Source organism: Streptomyces roseirectus (assembly GCF_014489635.1).
GTDB classification, from domain to species: Bacteria; Actinomycetota; Actinomycetes; order Streptomycetales; family Streptomycetaceae; genus Streptomyces; species Streptomyces roseirectus.
On record NZ_CP060828.1, the window covers coordinates 1073265 to 1088668 of the forward strand.

Genomic DNA, 15404 nt, shown 5'->3' on the forward strand with positions numbered 1-15404 from the left:
AGGTTAGCCTAGCCTAACCATCACAATCTCCGTGAGCGGTCACCGAGTTGTGGTGTGCGCCGTCGTGGTGTGCGTCCGCCCGATCGGCACGATCAACGGCCGGTCCCCCACCGGGTCCTCGATGACCATCGCCTTCAACCCGAAGGCGTCGTCGAGGAGTTCGGCGGTGACGACGTCCCGGGGGTGCCCCTGCGCGAGGATCGCGCCGTCGCGCATCACCACGAGGTGGTCGCTGTAGCGGACGGCCAGGTTGAGGTCGTGCAGCACCATGACGACGGTCCGCCCGGCCTCGTGCAGGTCGTCGACGAGGTCGAGGACGTCGACGGCGTGCGCGAGGTCGAGATAGGTGGTCGGCTCGTCCAGGAGCAGCAGGTCGGTACCCTGAGCCAGCGTCATGGAGATCCACACACGCTGGCGCTGACCGCCCGACAGGGAGTCCACGGCCCGGTCGGCGAGGTCCAGGACGCCGGTCATCGCGAGGGCCTTCTCGACGACGTCGGCGTCGTCGGACGACCACTGCCTGAGCCAGCTCTGGTGCGGGTGCCGGCCGCGCGCGACCAGGTCGGACACCGTCAGCCCCTCGGGCGCGACCGGCGCCTGCGGCAGCAGCCCGAGCTTCTTGGCGACGTCCCGGGTCCTCAGGCGCGCGATGTCGTCGCCGTCCAGCACGACGGCGCCCTTGGTGGGCTTCAGCAGCCGCGACAGCGTCCTCAACAGGGTTGATTTCCCGCAGCCGTTGGGCCCGATGATCGTGGTGATGACGCCCGGCGGGACGACCACGTCGAGGCCGTCGATGACGGTCCGGCTGCCGTACCCGACCGTGACGCCCCTCGCGGCCAGCCGCGCCGTCGCGGTGGCCGGGGACTCGATCTCGGTGATGTGCTGAGCGACCACAGGGCCCCCTAGATATTTAGGTGTGCCTAACCTTTGTACCAGCTGCTGCACGGCTGCTTCAGATCCGCCGGCTACTTCAGATTCGCCCGCACCAGCAGGTAGACGAGGAACGGCCCGCCGATCGCCGCCGTGATCACGCCGACCGGCAGGGTCACCGGCAGCGCGGCCCGCGCGACGAGGTCGGCGCCGAGCAGCAGGACGGCCCCGAAGAGCCCGGAGGCCGCCAGCGGGGGCGTGGGGCAGCGGGCGAGCCGCATCGCGACCTGCGGCGCGACCAGCGCGACGAACGGGACGGGCCCGGCCGCGCTCACCGCGATCCCGGCCAGCAGGACGGCGCACAGCAGCAGCACGGCCCGCACGGCGCCGTAGCGCACCCCGAGGCCGGCCGCGACGTCGTCGCCGAAGTGCAGCGGCTTGAACTGGAAGGCGACGCAGGTGACCACGAGCAGCAGGGCGAGCGTCCCCCACAGGGCGATCCACACCTCGTTCCACGACCGGTTGTCCAGCGAGCCCACCAGCCACGCCTGCGCGCGGGCGACGTCGCGGATGTCGGCCTTGACGAGCAGCCAGGTCGTGATCGCCTCCATGACCGCCGAGACGGAGATGCCGATCAGGATGAGCCGGAACCCGTCGACGCCACGCCGCCAGGCGAGGAAGTAGACGAGCAGCCCCGTCCCGAGCCCTCCGATCAGCGCGGCGGCCGACAGTCCGACGGCGTCGGAGATGGCCGTCGCCGCCCCGCCGGAGACCGTCACCAGGAACACCGCGACGGCGCTTGAGCCGCCGGTGATGCCGAGGATGTCGGGGCTGGCGAGGGGGTTGCGCGCGATGGACTGGGTGAGCGCCCCGGAGACGCCGAGCGCGATGCCGACGACGAGCCCGGCGAGGGCGCGCGGCATGCGCAGGTCCATGATGACGAACCTGTCGACCTGTTCGCCCCCGCCGAAGAGCGTCGCGACCACCCGGGAGAGGCTGATCGGGAAGTCGCCGATGGCGATGGACAGGCAGAACAGCAGGAAGGCCGCCGCCGCCAGCATCAGCGTGACCAGGGCGACCCAGGGCCGCCACACGAACGAGACCGTGCCGAGCCTGAGGCCCGGCGCAAGCGATGGCTTCAACTCTGTCCCGTTCACGCGTTCTTGAACTTTCCGAGCCAGACCAGGGCCGCGAAGAACGGCGCCCCAAGGAGCGCGACGACGACTCCGGCGTCCAGCTCCCCCGGCCGCACCACGAGCCGGCCCACGATGTCGCAGACCAGCAGCACGAGCGCGCCGAGCAGCCCCGCGTACGGGACGAGCCAGCGGTAGTCGGGGCCGGTGAGGTAGCGGGCGATGTGGGCGACCATCAGGCCGAGGAACGCGATCGGCCCGCACGCGGCGGTCGCGGCGCCCGCGAGGAGCGTGATCGCCACGATGCCGGTGATCCGGATCCGGGCGATGTGCACGCCGAGTCCGCGCGCCACGTCGTCGCCGAGGTTGAGCAGGTTGATCGACGGCAGCGTGAACAGCGCCAGCAGCAGCCCGGCGGCGACGAACGCGCCGACGGGCCGGATGACGTCGAAACCGACCCCGGCGACCGAGCCGGAGTTCCAGAACCGCAGGGCGTTCAGGGCCTGTTGGTCGCCGAGGGCGATCGCGGTGGTCATCGCGGCGAGGAACACGGTGATGCCCTGCCCGGCGAGGGCGAGAGTCAGCGGGTTCCCGGCGCCCCGGCCGATGCTGGAGAGCCCGAACACGACGACCCCGGCGAGCCCCGCGCCCAGGAACGCGAACCACATGTACTGGAAGGGGTCCGCGAGCCCGAACACCGAGACCGCGGTGACGACCGCGAAGGACGCGCCCGCGTTCACCCCGAGCAGCCCTGTGTCGGCGATGGGGTTGCGGGTGTAGCCCTGGATGAGGGCGCCGCCGACGCCGAGCGCGACGCCGGCGACGACCGCGAGCACCGTGCGGGGCACGCGGACCGTCCGGACGATGAGCCGGATCTCGGTGAGCCGCTGGTCGTCCTGCGGCCCGGAGACCAGGCCGTGCCACACCTCGCCGAGGCTGAGCGCCCGCGCCCCCACGGCCAGGGAGAGCGCCGAGGCGATCACGAGGATCACCACGAGGGTGGCCAAACCCACGACCCGGCGCCGGCGGGACGCCGCGATCCCGCCGGTCGCGGGGCGCGCAACTGTTGTCGTGCCCATTCGTCGTACGTTATCTCTTCGGTCGGTCGGCGGTACGGTCGGCCGGGGGGTGTCCCGGTCTCAGCGTGCGGTGCCGTCGGCGACCGAACGGGCCTCGTCCGAGGCGGACTTGAGGCCCCGGTCGAGGAGCGAGTCCAGGATCTCGCCGACCCTGATCGCCGTGTTGGACAGCAGCGACGAGGTGATGCCGTGGGTGTGCTCGGTGCCGCCCTGGAGGTAGATGCCGCAGCGGACGCCGGCTTCGGTGGCGATGCGGTAGTCGCGTTCGACGCGCACGCGGCCCTCGTCGTCGCGCAGGCAGCGCTCGGCGACGTCGCCGAGGAGGCCGAGGGGGTCGGCCTGGCGGTAGCCGGTGGCGAACACGACGACGTCCGCGTCGAGCCGGGTCTCCTCGCCGGTGACCAGGGAGGTCACGGTCGCGGTGACCTTGTCGCCGTGCTCCTCGACGCCGGTCAGGCGGGCCACGTTGAGGAACCGCAGGCGCTCGGTGCCGAGGACCTTCTCCTGGTACGACTGGCGGTACAGGTCGTCGATCAGGTCGATGTCGACCACGGAGTAGTTGGTGTTGCCGTGGTAGTCCATCAGGCGCCGTTTGACGTCCTCGGGGGCCTCGAAGTAGTCGTCGACGGCCTGCGGGTCGAAGATGCGGTTGGCGAAGGCGCTGTCGTCGGCGGGGCTGTAGCCGTAGCGGGAGAACACCGCGCAGACCTCCGCCTCGGGGAAGCGGCGGTGCAGGTAGGCGACGTTCTCGGCGGCGGACTGGCCGGCGCCGACGACGACGAACCGCTCGGGCTTGGTGCCCGCCAACCCCTCGACCTTGGCGAGGAGTTCGGAGTTGTGCCACAGGCGCTCGCCGCTGGTCACGCCGTCCGGCAGGAGGGGGCGCAGGCCGGTGCCGATGACGAGGTTGCGGGCGCGGTGGACGGCAAGGCCCTCGGGCGAGCGGACGGTGACGTCGAGCCAGTCGACCTCGCCGTCCCTCAGCACCGGTTCGACGCCGACGACCTCGTGGCCGTAGGAGACCTGGTCGTCGACCTTCGCGGCGGCCCACTCGAAGTAGTCGTGGAACTCGACGCGCAGCGGGAACAGGCTCTTGTGGTTGATGAAGTCGATCAGCCGGCCCTTGCTCTGGAGGTAGCACAGGAAGCTGTACTCGCTCGCCGGGTTCCGGAGCGTCACCAGGTCCTTGAGGAAGGAGACCTGCATCGTCGCGTCGTCGATGAGCATGCCGCGGTGCCAGCCGAAGCGCGGCTGCTGCTCGAAGAAGTGGGCGGTCACCGCCTGCTCCCGGCCGACGCGGGCGTTGTGCTCGTCGAGTGCGATCGCCATGGCCACATTGGAGGGGCCGAAGCCGATCCCAATGAGGTCGTGGACCAGTGGTGCGTCAGCAGGAAGCACCTGTGACATGTCTCTCCCATCGTGCGGGCGGTCGCCATGGTGTCGGCGTGGGGGAAAGTGCGGAGGGCGGGCATGCCGAACAGGCGGCCCGAAACTTAGGTGAGCCTAAGCTAATCCCGTGGAGCTGTCGATAGGGGTACCCCAGATCGGTTCGCTTCAACGGCCGATCACCTGGGGCCCGTTGAAAGCTAAGGTAAGCCTTGCTTTACTGACTCCGGCGCTTCACCTGATCCGGCCAGCCCTGCCCCAAGGAGGAACCCCATGCGGGTCGTCATGTTCGGTTACCAGACCTGGGGGCACCGCACCCTCCAAGCCCTTCTGGACTCCGAGCACGACGTGGTGCTGGTCGTCACCCACCCCAAGAGCGACCACGCCTACGAGAAGATCTGGAGCGACTCGGTCGCCGACCTCGCCGAGAAGCACGGCGTGCCGGTGCTGATCCGCAACCGGCCCGACGACGAGGAGCTGTTCCAGGCCCTCAAGGACGCCGACCCGGACATCATCGTCGCCAACAACTGGCGTACCTGGATCCCGCCGCGCATCTTCGGCCTGCCCCGGCACGGCACGCTCAACATCCACGACTCGCTGCTGCCCAAGTACGCCGGGTTCTCCCCGCTGATCTGGGCGCTCATCAACGGCGAGAGCGAGGTGGGCGTCACCGCGCACATGATGAACGACGAGCTGGACGCCGGTGACATCGTCCGCCAGGAGTCCGTGGCCGTCGGGCCCACCGACACCACCACCGACCTCTTCCACAAGACCGTCGACCTCATCGCGCCCGTCACGGTCGCGGCCCTCGCCGACATCGCCTCCGGCAAGACCGAGTTCACCCGGCAGGACCGCTCGCAGGCGACCTTCTTCCACAAGCGCGCCGAGACCGACGTCCGCATCGACTGGACCTGGCCCGCCGAGACCCTGGAGCGCCTGGTCCGCGCCCAGTCCGCGCCCTACCCCAGCGCCTTCACCTACCACAAGGGCAAGCGCCTGGAGATCCTGGCCTCCTTCGTCTCCACGGCCCGCTACGGCGGCACTCCCGGCCGCATCTTCTACCGCGAGGGCGACGGCGTCGTCATCGTCGCCGGCCCCGAGGCCCACTCCGGCCGCAACCACGGCCTCGCCGTCACCCGGGTCCGCACGGAGGACGGCCGCGAACTCGCGGCCACCGACTACTTCACCTCCATGGGCGGCTACCTCACCACCACCCCCTGATCCGTCGGCCCCGGTACGGTCCCGGGGCCGACCGACGATCGCCGTCGCCCCCGATCCCTGTCGGAGGCGACGGCGATCGCCTTGGCACGCCCGGAGGCTGAGGCCAAGGCCAAGTTCCCGCCCTACGGTTGAGGCCATGACAGAGTTCCCGCCCTTGCCGGGCCGTCCCGAGCCGGACAACCGCGAGACGTTCCGCCAGTGCCTCGCGCACCTGCTGCGCCTGCTCGGCCCCGACGCGGACCCCGCGGGGCATCAACGCACCGAGATCCGCAAGGCGCTCGCCCGGCGCCAACCCCTGCCGGAGGAGTTCTTCGTCCCCCTCATCGAGGCGGCGGTCCACGACCCCGACCCCAGCTTCAACCGCCAGTTCGTCGAACCGGCCCTGCGGGCGTTCGGCAGGCGCCGGGTCCAGTCCGCGCTCCTCGACCGCCTGCGCACGGGCACCAACCCCGAACGCGCCGGCGTGGCCCGCGCCTGGTACTGGACCGGGCTCCCCAAGGCGGCGCAGGACCGCGCGCCCGACGTGGTCGCCGCCTGGAACGAGGCCGCGCTGCGGGAGTTCGTCGGCAACGACGACCTCGACGTGCGGCGCTGTCTGATCCCCGGGCTGTGGCTGTACGCGCCGGCCCACTCCCCCGAGCTGCGCCCTCTCGTCGACCGGGCCGTGGCGATCGCCCGCGCCCACCCCGACGACTACATCCGCCACCGCGTCGATCATCAGGTGCACGGATAACGGCGGGGCGATTCCCCGGCGGGAGGGGTGGCTGCATACGGTATGACCAGATCATCACCTGCCCGGGAGTTCCGATGTCCGGTAGCCGTCGTACGAGACCTGTCGAAGCCGCCGAGGCCGTGGGGCCGCCGGGGAACGTCCAGTTGGCGTTGGGCGTCGTGGGGTTGACGGTGCTGGTGGAGGCGTTGGGGGAGCTGTCCGGGTCGGCGGTGCTGCTGCTGGGGCTGCTGGTGTTCCTGCCGGGCGCGGCGGCGGCGCTGTGCACGGTGCGGCAGACCGCGTGGGTGGCGGGCTGGACGGCGGTGGTGGTGACCACGACCGTGCTGACGCGCGGCCCCGCAGGCCACTGGCTCGACCGCGTCCTGCTGATCGTGATCACGATCACACTGGGCGTCGCCTCGACGTACGCCTGCGGCTACCGCATCCGCCGTGAACGCGAGATGCTGCGCCTGCGCTCGACGGCCGCCGCGATGCAGCGCCACATCCTGCACCCCCTCCCCCTGGTGACGTCCGACGTCCTGGTGAGCGGCGTGTACGAGCCGCTGCAGGAGGACCGCCTGGTCGGCGGCGACATCTACGACGTCGTCGACTCCCCCTGGGGCACCCGGGTCCTGATCGGCGACGTCCAGGGCAAGGGCCTCGCGGCGGTGGGCGCGGCGTTCGCGGTGATCGGCGCGTTCCGCGAGGCGGCCCACCGCGAGCCGACGCTCACCGCGCTGGTCGACGCGCTCGACGCCGCCGTCGTCCGCCACAACGTCTACGCCGGTGACACCGGCGAGGACGAGCGGTTCGTGACCGCGCTGATCCTCGGGATCGACCGGGAGACGGAGACGCAGGCCGTCAACTGCGGCCATGTGCTGCCGTATCTGGTGCACGACGGCAAGGTCACCGTCCCGCAGCTCGACTCCGGCGTCCCGCTGGGCCTGTCCGAACTCGCCGCCGAGCCGACGACCGTCGGCTGGTTCGACTTCCCGCCCCACGCGACCCTCGTCCTCAGCACCGACGGCCTCACCGAGACCCGCGCCGCCAGCGGCGTCTTCTACCCGGCCGAGGACCGCCTCACCGCTCTGACCGCCCTGCCCGGCCTCTCCCCCACGACCCTCCCGCAGGCCCTGTACGACGACGCCCGCGCGTACGCCGGACACGGCGGCCGGCACGACGACGTCGCGATCCTCACCGTCCGCAGAGCACCGCGCCGCCCCTGAACATGACCTCCCCCGCGATGGGTATGTGCCAGTAACGGTACGGACTTTGGAGGGGCCGTGGAGTGGCAGACGGAGGAGTTCGGGTCGTCCCACGAAGGCAGGCCGCGCGCCCTGCTCGCGGACGGCACCGAACCCGGGCCGGTGTACTTCGACATCGGCAGCGGCGCCGAGATACCCAAGTCGACGGACTGGTGGGTGTACGACGGCACCCTCGGCGCCCCCGAGGCCACCCACCTCCGCGCCGCCTGCACCTGCGGCTGGCGCGGCGACCGCCTCTACCCCCTCGACTGGACCGAGGTCTCCCGCCGCCACCCCTACGAGTACGACACCTCCGCCCTCTACGAGGACTGGACCCGCCACATCTCCGACGTCGAGTCCCGCTCGGTCCCCCTCCCCACCGACATCGAGGCGACCATCGAAGACCTGGACCGCAGACTCACCGCCCTCGCCGACCAGGCCCCCCTCGCCGCCCTCCGCGCCGTCACCTCCCTCGAACGCGTCACAGCCGACGCCGGCCGCGAAGCCGCCTACAACATCCGCGCGGACGAACTCACCTGGGAAACCATCTCCAAGGCCCTCGGCCTCACCGAGGACGCCGCCCGCTCCTTGCTGTTCCGCTTCAGCTTCCGCAGGTGACCGCAGAAGCTCCTGCCCCGGGGTCCGAGGACGATCCCGGTCGTGGCGAGCCGGTACTTCTCCTCCACAGCCGGACGCGAACCGTTCGACCTCGGGAGAGTAGCCATCCCCCGATTACGTACCTCGAACTTTTCAGGTTCCTCGCACTTCCCGTCCCGGCCAGCATGACCAGAGCAACGAGACACCCTGTCAAAGGGCGGCCTCCACAACAGCGGACGCCGCCCACGACCGAACGGGAAACGTATGCGAACCAACACTCTGACCAGGACGTTAGTCGGCGCCGCCACGGCCGCCGCCCTCACCGCCGGAACACTGGCGGGCGCAAGCGTGGGCTTCGCGGCACCGGCACCGACCACGAAGACCGAGGCCACCGTACTCGCGACGGTCAACCTCGGCCTGACCACCGCCGAGGCGCGGAACGTCCAGCGCGCGCTCGCGGCCCGCTGGGGCTACGACGGCGCGATCGACGGCCTGCTCGGCACCGACAGCTGGAAGGCGATCCAGCGCTTCCTCCGGGCGGACTTCGGCTACACGGACAACATCGACGGGATCGTCGGCCCGAACACGATCAAGGCGTTGCAGCGCTTCCTCGCGCGGTTCTACGGCTACACCGACGCGATCGACGGCGACCCCGGTCCGAACACCCGGGCCGCGTTCAAGCGGATGGCCTCCTACTGCCCCAACGCCTGCCTGCTCTGAACCCACAGAGGCTGAACCCACGGGGCGGTACGGGAAATCCCGTACCGCCCCTCACCCGTACCGCCCCTCAGCCGTCCAACCGCACCAACACCACCCCCGGCCCCGAAGCCACACCCACCCGCACCCCACCCCCGTCCCACACCGCAACCCCCCTCCCCGCCGCAGCCGGATGCACCACCTCAGCCCGCACCCCCCGCCCCGCCCAATGCACCAAAGGCACCCGCACCTCCCCCTCCCCCGCACCCCGCCACCACACCGACAGATAAGACGCCCCACCCGGCACCCGCATCCCCAACACCACCCACTCGTCCTCCCACCCGGGCAACCCCAACGGCCAGAACGGCAAGGCCCGAGCCAGATCCCCCCGGATCGCCTTGTAGACCCCCAACGCGTCCCGCACAAGCCCCATCTGACGATCCGTCATCCGATCCAGATGCCCCGACAGATGGATCCGCCCCAACAACGCCCCACCCAGCGTGAACGAGATCAGCTCATCGGAGTACGACGGCTGCGGATACGCCCACACGGCCCCCTGCTCAGGCGGCGCAGCCGTGGGCGCGGACGCCGCGATCGGCGGATACCGCAACGGATCCTGCTGATCACTGGTCGACTGGAGCTGCGCGACGGCCAGCGTCGCCCCGTCCATCCGCATCCCCCCGGACGCACAGTTCTCGACCACCAACCCGGGATACCGGTCCAACACCCCGCCCAGCCAGTCGAGATACGCGTACCCGTGCCCCAACAGCCCGGCCCCCGGCGCGAGATCCCCCGGCCCGACGGTCCCGGGATCGATCACGATGTTGTAGTCGAGCTTGAGATACCCCACCCCCCACTCCCCCACGATCCGGTCGACCGTGCGATCCAGGTGCGCCCGCGCGGCAGGATGCCTCAAGTCCAGCTGATACCGCCCCTGTTCGACGAGCCGCACCCCGTCCCGCTGGAAGAACGCCTCCGGCGGCAACACCCCGGCGACGGGACTGCGCACCCCCACCACCTCGGGCTCCAGCCACAGCCCCGGCACCATCCCCCGCTCCCGGATCCGCCCCAGCACCCGCTGGATCCCCCCGTCGGGAAACCTCCGCCCCGACGCCTCCCACTCCCCGACGCTGTCCCACCACCCGTCCGCGTCGTCGTCGTACCACCCGGAGTCGATGCAGAAGTACTCGGCCCCGGCGCGAGCCGCCGCGTCGATCAGCGGATACAGCTTCTCCGAAGTGGGGTCCCCCATCAGCGTGTTCATGTAGTCGTTGAAGATCACCGGCAACGCGACATGATCGGGGTGCGGACGCCGCACAGCGCGCCGGTAGGACGTCAGCGCCCCCATCGCCTCGTCGAACCCGGCGCCCAGGGCCAGCACCGCGGGCACGCCGGTGAACTCCTCCCCCGGCGTGAGCCTCACCCGCCACTGGTGCTCGGCGTCCGTGGGCCCGTTCAGCGCCAGGTACGTCGCGTGGTCCCGCTCCCCCAGGTCCCACCGCCAGCCGCCCGGCGACTCGATCTGCCACAACCAGGCCCGCCCGCTCGCCCGTTCGGTCAGCGCCCCCATCGCGAGGTGCCCGTCGGTGGGCCAACTGCCCCGCCCGGTGAGCCGGAACGCGGCCCGGCTGTCGTGCTGATGGGAGTCGACCCCGATGTCGGCGACGGCGTCCCGCAACGGCTCCGATCCCCAACGGCACTCCGCGAGCCAGTCGTTGCGCGCCCGGTGCACGTCGAGGACGTCGGCGGAGGGCAGCCCGCCGAGCACGAGACTGCTGACGGACTGCACGACCAGCGCCGCGCCCCCGTCGTTGCGCAGCCGCACCCGGGACCGCAGCACCGCAAGCCCCTCGAAGGACGTCAGCTCGACGAAGGCCGTCAACCCCGTGACGACGTCGTGGAGTTCGATCGTCAGCCGGTCGCCGTCGACCGAATGTCCTTGGTACCGCAGCCGGTTGCCGAGCGCGGTCCCCGTGAACCGTGGCCCCGACCAGCCGCTCCCGTGCCCGAACGCGGTCAACTCGACCAGGGGTAGGGCGACTTCGACGTCCACCGGTTCGGCGGCGGGTCCCAGCCGCACCACCCGTACCGTTCCGTCCGGCGCGACGCCGAACTCCACCTCCAGCGCCGGGTGACCCCACACAAGCCCGTCCGCCGTCTCGGTCACGGCACCTCCCCGTCATGTGAATCCGCCGTTACGGTCTCTTGACGCCCTGATTGTGACCGGTCACAATCCTGGCATGGATGTGACCGGTCACACAAGGCGCCCGGCGAGCATCAGGGACGTGGCCAGCGCAGCCGGGGTCTCGTACCAGACGGTCTCGCGCGTCATCAACGACCACCCGAGCGTCAGGCCGGCGACCCGGGAGAGGGTCCTCGCGGCCATCGAGACGCTGGGCTTCCGGCGCAACGCGACCGCGCTCGCCCTGGCCAGCGGCCGCAGCCGGGGCGTGACCGTGCTGACCGCCAACACCACGCACTACGGGTACGCGGCGATCCTCCAGGGCATCGAGGAGGCGGCCCGCGCCGCGTCGTACGCGGTGGGGATCAGGGTCCTGGAGTCCGACGACGCGCCCGCCGTCGCCGCCGAGGTGCGGCGCGCGGCCGACGCGGGCGGCGGGCTGGTCGTGATCGCCTACGATCCGGCGGGCGTGCGGGCGCTGGCGGCGGTCCCGGCCGGGCTCCCGGTCGTCGGTGTGGTCGAGACGCCCGCGAGCCCGCCGAAGGGCGACCGGCCGTGGGTGTGGACCGACGACCGCGCGGCGGCGTACGAGGCGACCCGCCACCTGCTGGCGCTGGGCCACCGGACCGTCCACTACATCACCATCCCCTCCAGCACCCGCCGCACCGCCGCCCGCACCGAGGGCTGGCGCCAGGCCCTCACCGAGGCCGGCGCCGCCGTCCCCCGCCCGCTGCAAGGGAGTTGGGGACCGGCGGGCGGCTACTCGGCGGGCCTGAAGCTCGCCCGGGACCCGTCCGTCACGGCGGTCCTGTGCGGCAACGACGACCTCGCGCTCGGCGTCCTGCGCGCCCTGCACGAGACGGGCCGCCGCGTCCCGGACGACGTCAGCGTGGCCGGCTTCGACGACGCCCCGCACGCCGCGTACCTCACCCCGTCCCTCACGACCGTCCGTCTCGACTTCACCGGCCTCGGCAGGGCCGCGTTCGCCCTGCTGCACGGCGTCCTGGAGAAGTCCGACCGGATCGCCCCGCACCCCGTCTCCGTACCGGAGCTGGTGGTCCGGGAGAGCTCGGCCGCACCGCCCGCCGATCGCTGAACACCGCACACCTCAACACCCCGCACGAGCACCGATGTTCTGATCCTGCTTCCAGAACCACCCGTTCTCGAAAGGCACGTGATGCAGACAAGAGCTCTCTCTGCCCTGGCGCTGATCTGCGCCCTCGGCCTGGCCGCCACCGCGTGCAGCGACCCGACCGCCGGCGACTCCGCGACCGACTCGAAGCAGACGGCCGTGAACCCGACGGCCCGGCTCGACGGCGTGAAGCTGACGATGTGGACGGCGCAGAACACGGTGAACGCGCCGAAGCAGGTGATCGACGCCTTCGAGAAGGCGACCGGCGCGCGGGTCGAGACGCAGGCGATCCCGGACCTGTACGAGCAGAACGTGCCGACGAAGCTCGCCTCGGGCGACCGTCCGGATCTGATGTTCTGGCAGCCGTCGATCTCGACGCTGCCGTTCGTCCAGCCGAAGCAGAACCTCCTCACCCTCGACGGCGAACCGTGGGTCGCGAAACTCGGCGACACGGAACGGAAGTTGGGGGTGATCGACGGCAAGCGGTACGCGGCGATCGTCACCAGCCCGGCGATGCTCGGCGTCTACTACAACAAGGACGTCTTCCGGCAGGCGGGCCTGAGCGAGAAGGACTTCCCGAAGTCCTACGACCAGCTCCTCGCGCTGGGCCGCACGGTCGTCGACAGGACCGACGCGGCGGGCTTCTACGAGGCCGGCGGCGACAAGTGGCCGCTCCAGTGGCAGATGCAGCTCCAGCTCACCGACCTCGACCAGCAGTGGTGGGAGGGGCTGAACCGGGGCGAGCGGAAGTGGACGGACCCGGTGGTGGTCGCCGCGGTCAAGAAGTACAAGGACAACCTCCTCGACGCCGGGCTCGCCCAGAAGAACTACCGCACCGGCACGTTCACCGGGCAGGCCGACGCCCTGTGGAACGGCGAGGTGGGGATGGTCCTCAACGTCACCTCGTTCCAGACCCAGTTGCAGGCCAAGCACTCCACCGCCGAGCTGGACCAGAAGATCGGCTGGTTCCCCGTCGCCAACTCCTCGGCGACGGGCCTGTATTCACCGGACCAGACGAACGGCGTCGTCGCCTTCCGCACGGGTGACGAGAAGCGGCAGAACGCGGCCCGGCAGTTCCTCGCGTTCTGGCTCGGCCCCGACTACGCCGACTACATCGCGGCGATGAGGATCCCGTCCGTGCAGCCGTCGGTGCCGACCCCGGCCGGGCTGCCGCAGACGTCGAAGGACCAGGTGGCGGCGTTGCCGAAGGCGATCGGCGTGTTCCAGGCGAAGGCGATCGTCGCCCCGGACACGCATCTCTACCTGGCCGACATGATCTTCGGCAAGAAGAGTCCGCAGCAGGTCGCGCAGGCGATCCAGGACCAGTTCGCCCAGGTCGCCAAGGCGCAGGGCGCGCCCGGGTTCTGACGATGACTCAGACCGTCGCACCCGCCACGTCACGTCCCGCGCAGGGCGGTCCCAGAAAACCGGGGCGCCTTCCGCGTGCCGCCGTGCACCACCCCTGGTGGTTCGCGCTGCCCGCGATCGTCGTCTTCGCGGGCTTCTTCCTGGCCCCCAACCTGCTCAACTTCTACTACCCGTTCACGAACTGGTCGTCGTACCACTCGGACATCGCGTTCACCGGCCTGGACAACTTCCGTACGGTCGCCGAGGACGGGTCGCTGCTGCGGGCGATCCGCACGACGCTGCTGTACGCGGTGCTGGCCGCGTTCTTCCAGAACGGGTTCGGGCTGGTGCTGGCGCTGCTCCTGGAGGCGGACACCCGTTTCAACCGGTTCTTCCGGGCGGTGTTCTTCCTGCCGGTGCTGATCTCGGCGCTCGCCACGGGCTATGTCTTCCAGGCGCTCCTGGACCAGGACGGCGCCGTCAACTCCGTGCTGGGGACGGACGTTCCATGGCTGGGGTCGACGACGTGGACGCTGGTCCTGGTGACGCTCGTGCACGGCTGGAAGTGGATGGGCCTGTCGATGCTGATCTACCTCGCGGGCCTCAAGGGCATCCCGGGCGACATGCTGGAAGCGGCCCGGATGGACGGCGCGGGGCCCTGGCGGACGTTCTGGTCGGTGCGCTGGCCGATGCTCGCGCCGGCGGTCACCTTCAACGTGACGACCGCGCTGATCGGTTCGATGAACACCTTCGACATCGTGCAGGCCACGACCGGCGGCGGGCCCGCCGCGTCCACGGAGGTCTTCAACATCTACATGTTCCGCATCTTCGGCCAGGGCCTGTACGCGCAGGCGACGGCGATGAGTCTCGTCCTCTTCCTGATCGTGGTCGCCGTCGCGATCCCGCTGGTCGTCGGCCTGAGGCGAAGGGAGCAGTTGCTGTGAACCCCTCCGTCCTGTGGCGGTACGGCCGTCCCGCGCTGGTCCTGCTGATCGCCGCGCTCGCCATCGGTGTGCCGCTGTGGCTGGTCGCCGTCACCTCCGCGAAGCCCCAGGGGGAGGCGGTGCGGCCGAACTTGGACCTGCCCCGCCACTGGCAGCCCGCGAGCAACTACGAAGACGCCGTCAGCCAGGGCGAGATGCTGCGCGGGCTGCTCAACTCGCTGCTGGTCGTGGTGCCTTCGGTGGTGCTCGTGCTGGTGCTCGGCGCGGGCGCCGCGTGGGTGTTCGCGCGCCGGACGTCGCGGCTGGTGTCGGCGGCGTACGCGCTGTGCATCAGCGGGCTGCTGCTGCCGCCCGCCGTCGTCACCGTCGTCATGGAGCTGCGCCAGCTCGGGCTCGCGAACACGCGGCCGGGGATGATCGCCGTGTATACCGGGATGTACCTGTCGACGTCGATCTTCTTCATGACGGGGTTCATCCGCGCGATCCCCTTCGAGCTGGAGGAGGCGGCGCGGATCGACGGGGCGCGACCCGCGCGGATCTTCGTGCGGATCGTGCTGCCGCTGCTGCGGCCGGTGATCGCGACCGCGACGATCATGGTGACGCTCTACGCCTGGAGCGACGTCTTCTACGCGTTCTTCGTCCTCGGCGGCGGAGAGCGGGCCACTCTGCCGCTGGGCCTCTACCAGGTGGCCAGCGCCCAGCTCTATCTCGACAACTGGCATCTCGTCTTCGCGTACGTCGTGGTGATGAGCCTGCCGATGGTCGCCGTGTTCCTCGTCGGCCAGCGAAAGATCGTGTCCGGAATCACCAGTGGAGCCGTCAAGTAGACCGGAGGTCCAGCAACGTGACCGCCCCCACCCG

Annotated in this window: 14 protein-coding genes; 9 read left to right on the top strand and 5 right to left on the bottom strand. The window is 70.7% G+C overall.

All coding sequences use genetic code 11. The annotated features are described in order from the left end of the window. Positions 1-39: 39 nt before the first annotated feature. The 4 genes from IAG44_RS04260 to IAG44_RS04275 all read right to left on the bottom strand — a co-directional run bounded on the left by IAG44_RS04260 (position 40) and on the right by IAG44_RS04275 (position 4489). A complete protein-coding gene (locus IAG44_RS04260; RefSeq protein ID WP_187745788.1) occupies positions 40-894 on the bottom strand; it encodes an ABC transporter ATP-binding protein in 855 nt (284 codons plus the stop codon). A 71-nt stretch (positions 895-965) separates the two neighbouring features. Further along, complete coding sequence (locus IAG44_RS04265; protein ID WP_187745789.1) at positions 966-2027, bottom strand: FecCD family ABC transporter permease; 1062 nt, start codon at positions 2025-2027, stop codon at positions 966-968. After that, positions 2024-3082 carry a FecCD family ABC transporter permease gene (locus IAG44_RS04270; RefSeq protein ID WP_187745790.1) on the bottom strand — a complete coding sequence of 353 codons (1059 nt, stop codon included), beginning with the start codon at positions 3080-3082 and terminating at the stop codon, positions 2024-2026. The genes IAG44_RS04265 and IAG44_RS04270 overlap by 4 nt, the downstream gene beginning before the upstream one ends. A 60-nt stretch (positions 3083-3142) precedes the next feature. Continuing rightward, positions 3143-4489 (bottom strand): lysine N(6)-hydroxylase/L-ornithine N(5)-oxygenase family protein, encoded by a 1347-nt coding sequence (locus IAG44_RS04275; RefSeq protein WP_187745791.1) that lies wholly within the window; start codon positions 4487-4489, stop codon positions 3143-3145. Positions 4490-4741: 252 nt separating this feature from the next. Here IAG44_RS04275 and IAG44_RS04280 point away from each other — a divergent pair, with 252 nt between their 5' ends. The 5 genes from IAG44_RS04280 (at position 4742) to IAG44_RS04300 (ending at position 8962) form a co-directional block, all read left to right on the top strand. Next, positions 4742-5689, top strand: a complete 948-nt coding sequence (locus IAG44_RS04280) for a methionyl-tRNA formyltransferase (RefSeq protein ID WP_187745792.1) — start codon at positions 4742-4744, stop codon at positions 5687-5689. Positions 5690-5825: 136 nt separating this feature from the next. Then, entirely contained in the window at positions 5826-6422 is a 597-nt protein-coding gene (locus IAG44_RS04285; RefSeq protein WP_246561469.1) for a hypothetical protein, read from the top strand. Positions 6423-6496: 74 nt separating this feature from the next. Continuing rightward, complete coding sequence (locus tag IAG44_RS04290) at positions 6497-7627, top strand: PP2C family protein-serine/threonine phosphatase (protein ID WP_187745793.1); 1131 nt, start codon at positions 6497-6499, stop codon at positions 7625-7627. A gap of 57 nt (positions 7628-7684) precedes the next feature. After that, a complete protein-coding gene (locus tag IAG44_RS04295; RefSeq protein WP_187745794.1) occupies positions 7685-8263 on the top strand; it encodes a hypothetical protein in 579 nt (192 codons plus the stop codon). A gap of 243 nt (positions 8264-8506) precedes the next feature. Next, complete coding sequence (locus IAG44_RS04300; protein ID WP_187745795.1) at positions 8507-8962, top strand: peptidoglycan-binding domain-containing protein; 456 nt, start codon at positions 8507-8509, stop codon at positions 8960-8962. A gap of 67 nt (positions 8963-9029) precedes the next feature. Here the strand turns inward: IAG44_RS04300 and IAG44_RS04305 are convergent, their stop codons facing one another. Further along, positions 9030-11105, bottom strand: coding sequence for an alpha-galactosidase (locus IAG44_RS04305; protein ID WP_187745796.1), 2076 nt, complete (start codon positions 11103-11105; stop codon positions 9030-9032). A 73-nt stretch (positions 11106-11178) separates the two neighbouring features. On the opposite strand from IAG44_RS04305, the gene IAG44_RS04310 reads away from it, so the two are divergent. The 4 genes from IAG44_RS04310 to IAG44_RS04325 all read left to right on the top strand — a co-directional run bounded on the left by IAG44_RS04310 (position 11179) and on the right by IAG44_RS04325 (position 15370). Next, positions 11179-12216 carry a LacI family DNA-binding transcriptional regulator gene (locus IAG44_RS04310; RefSeq protein WP_187745797.1) on the top strand — a complete coding sequence of 346 codons (1038 nt, stop codon included), beginning with the start codon at positions 11179-11181 and terminating at the stop codon, positions 12214-12216. Between the two features lie 81 nt (positions 12217-12297). After that, the gene (locus IAG44_RS04315) at positions 12298-13620 is read left to right on the top strand and encodes an ABC transporter substrate-binding protein (protein ID WP_187745798.1); all 1323 of its coding nucleotides are present in this window, start codon (positions 12298-12300) and stop codon (positions 13618-13620) included. A gap of 2 nt (positions 13621-13622) precedes the next feature. Beyond that, the gene (locus IAG44_RS04320) at positions 13623-14543 is read left to right on the top strand and encodes a carbohydrate ABC transporter permease (protein WP_187745799.1); all 921 of its coding nucleotides are present in this window, start codon (positions 13623-13625) and stop codon (positions 14541-14543) included. Next, a complete protein-coding gene (locus IAG44_RS04325; RefSeq protein WP_187745800.1) occupies positions 14540-15370 on the top strand; it encodes a carbohydrate ABC transporter permease in 831 nt (276 codons plus the stop codon). Before IAG44_RS04320 ends, IAG44_RS04325 begins: the two co-directional genes overlap by 4 nt. Positions 15371-15404: the final 34 nt, after the last annotated feature.

What these genes read in the sequence shown, in the direction of transcription:
- IAG44_RS04270 (WP_187745790.1), bottom strand. Translation starts at nt 3,082, where the DNA reads ATGGGCACGACAACAGTTGCGCGCCCCGCGACCGGCGGGATCGCGGCG.
- IAG44_RS04275 (WP_187745791.1), bottom strand. Translation starts at nt 4,489, where the DNA reads ATGTCACAGGTGCTTCCTGCTGACGCACCACTGGTCCACGACCTCATT.
- IAG44_RS04280 (WP_187745792.1), top strand. Translation starts at nt 4,742, where the DNA reads ATGCGGGTCGTCATGTTCGGTTACCAGACCTGGGGGCACCGCACCCTC.
- IAG44_RS04285 (WP_246561469.1), top strand. Translation starts at nt 5,826, where the DNA reads ATGACAGAGTTCCCGCCCTTGCCGGGCCGTCCCGAGCCGGACAACCGC.
- IAG44_RS04290 (WP_187745793.1), top strand. Translation starts at nt 6,497, where the DNA reads ATGTCCGGTAGCCGTCGTACGAGACCTGTCGAAGCCGCCGAGGCCGTG.
- IAG44_RS04300 (WP_187745795.1), top strand. Translation starts at nt 8,507, where the DNA reads ATGCGAACCAACACTCTGACCAGGACGTTAGTCGGCGCCGCCACGGCC.
- IAG44_RS04310 (WP_187745797.1), top strand. Translation starts at nt 11,179, where the DNA reads ATGGATGTGACCGGTCACACAAGGCGCCCGGCGAGCATCAGGGACGTG.
- IAG44_RS04315 (WP_187745798.1), top strand. Translation starts at nt 12,298, where the DNA reads ATGCAGACAAGAGCTCTCTCTGCCCTGGCGCTGATCTGCGCCCTCGGC.
- IAG44_RS04320 (WP_187745799.1), top strand. Translation starts at nt 13,623, where the DNA reads ATGACTCAGACCGTCGCACCCGCCACGTCACGTCCCGCGCAGGGCGGT.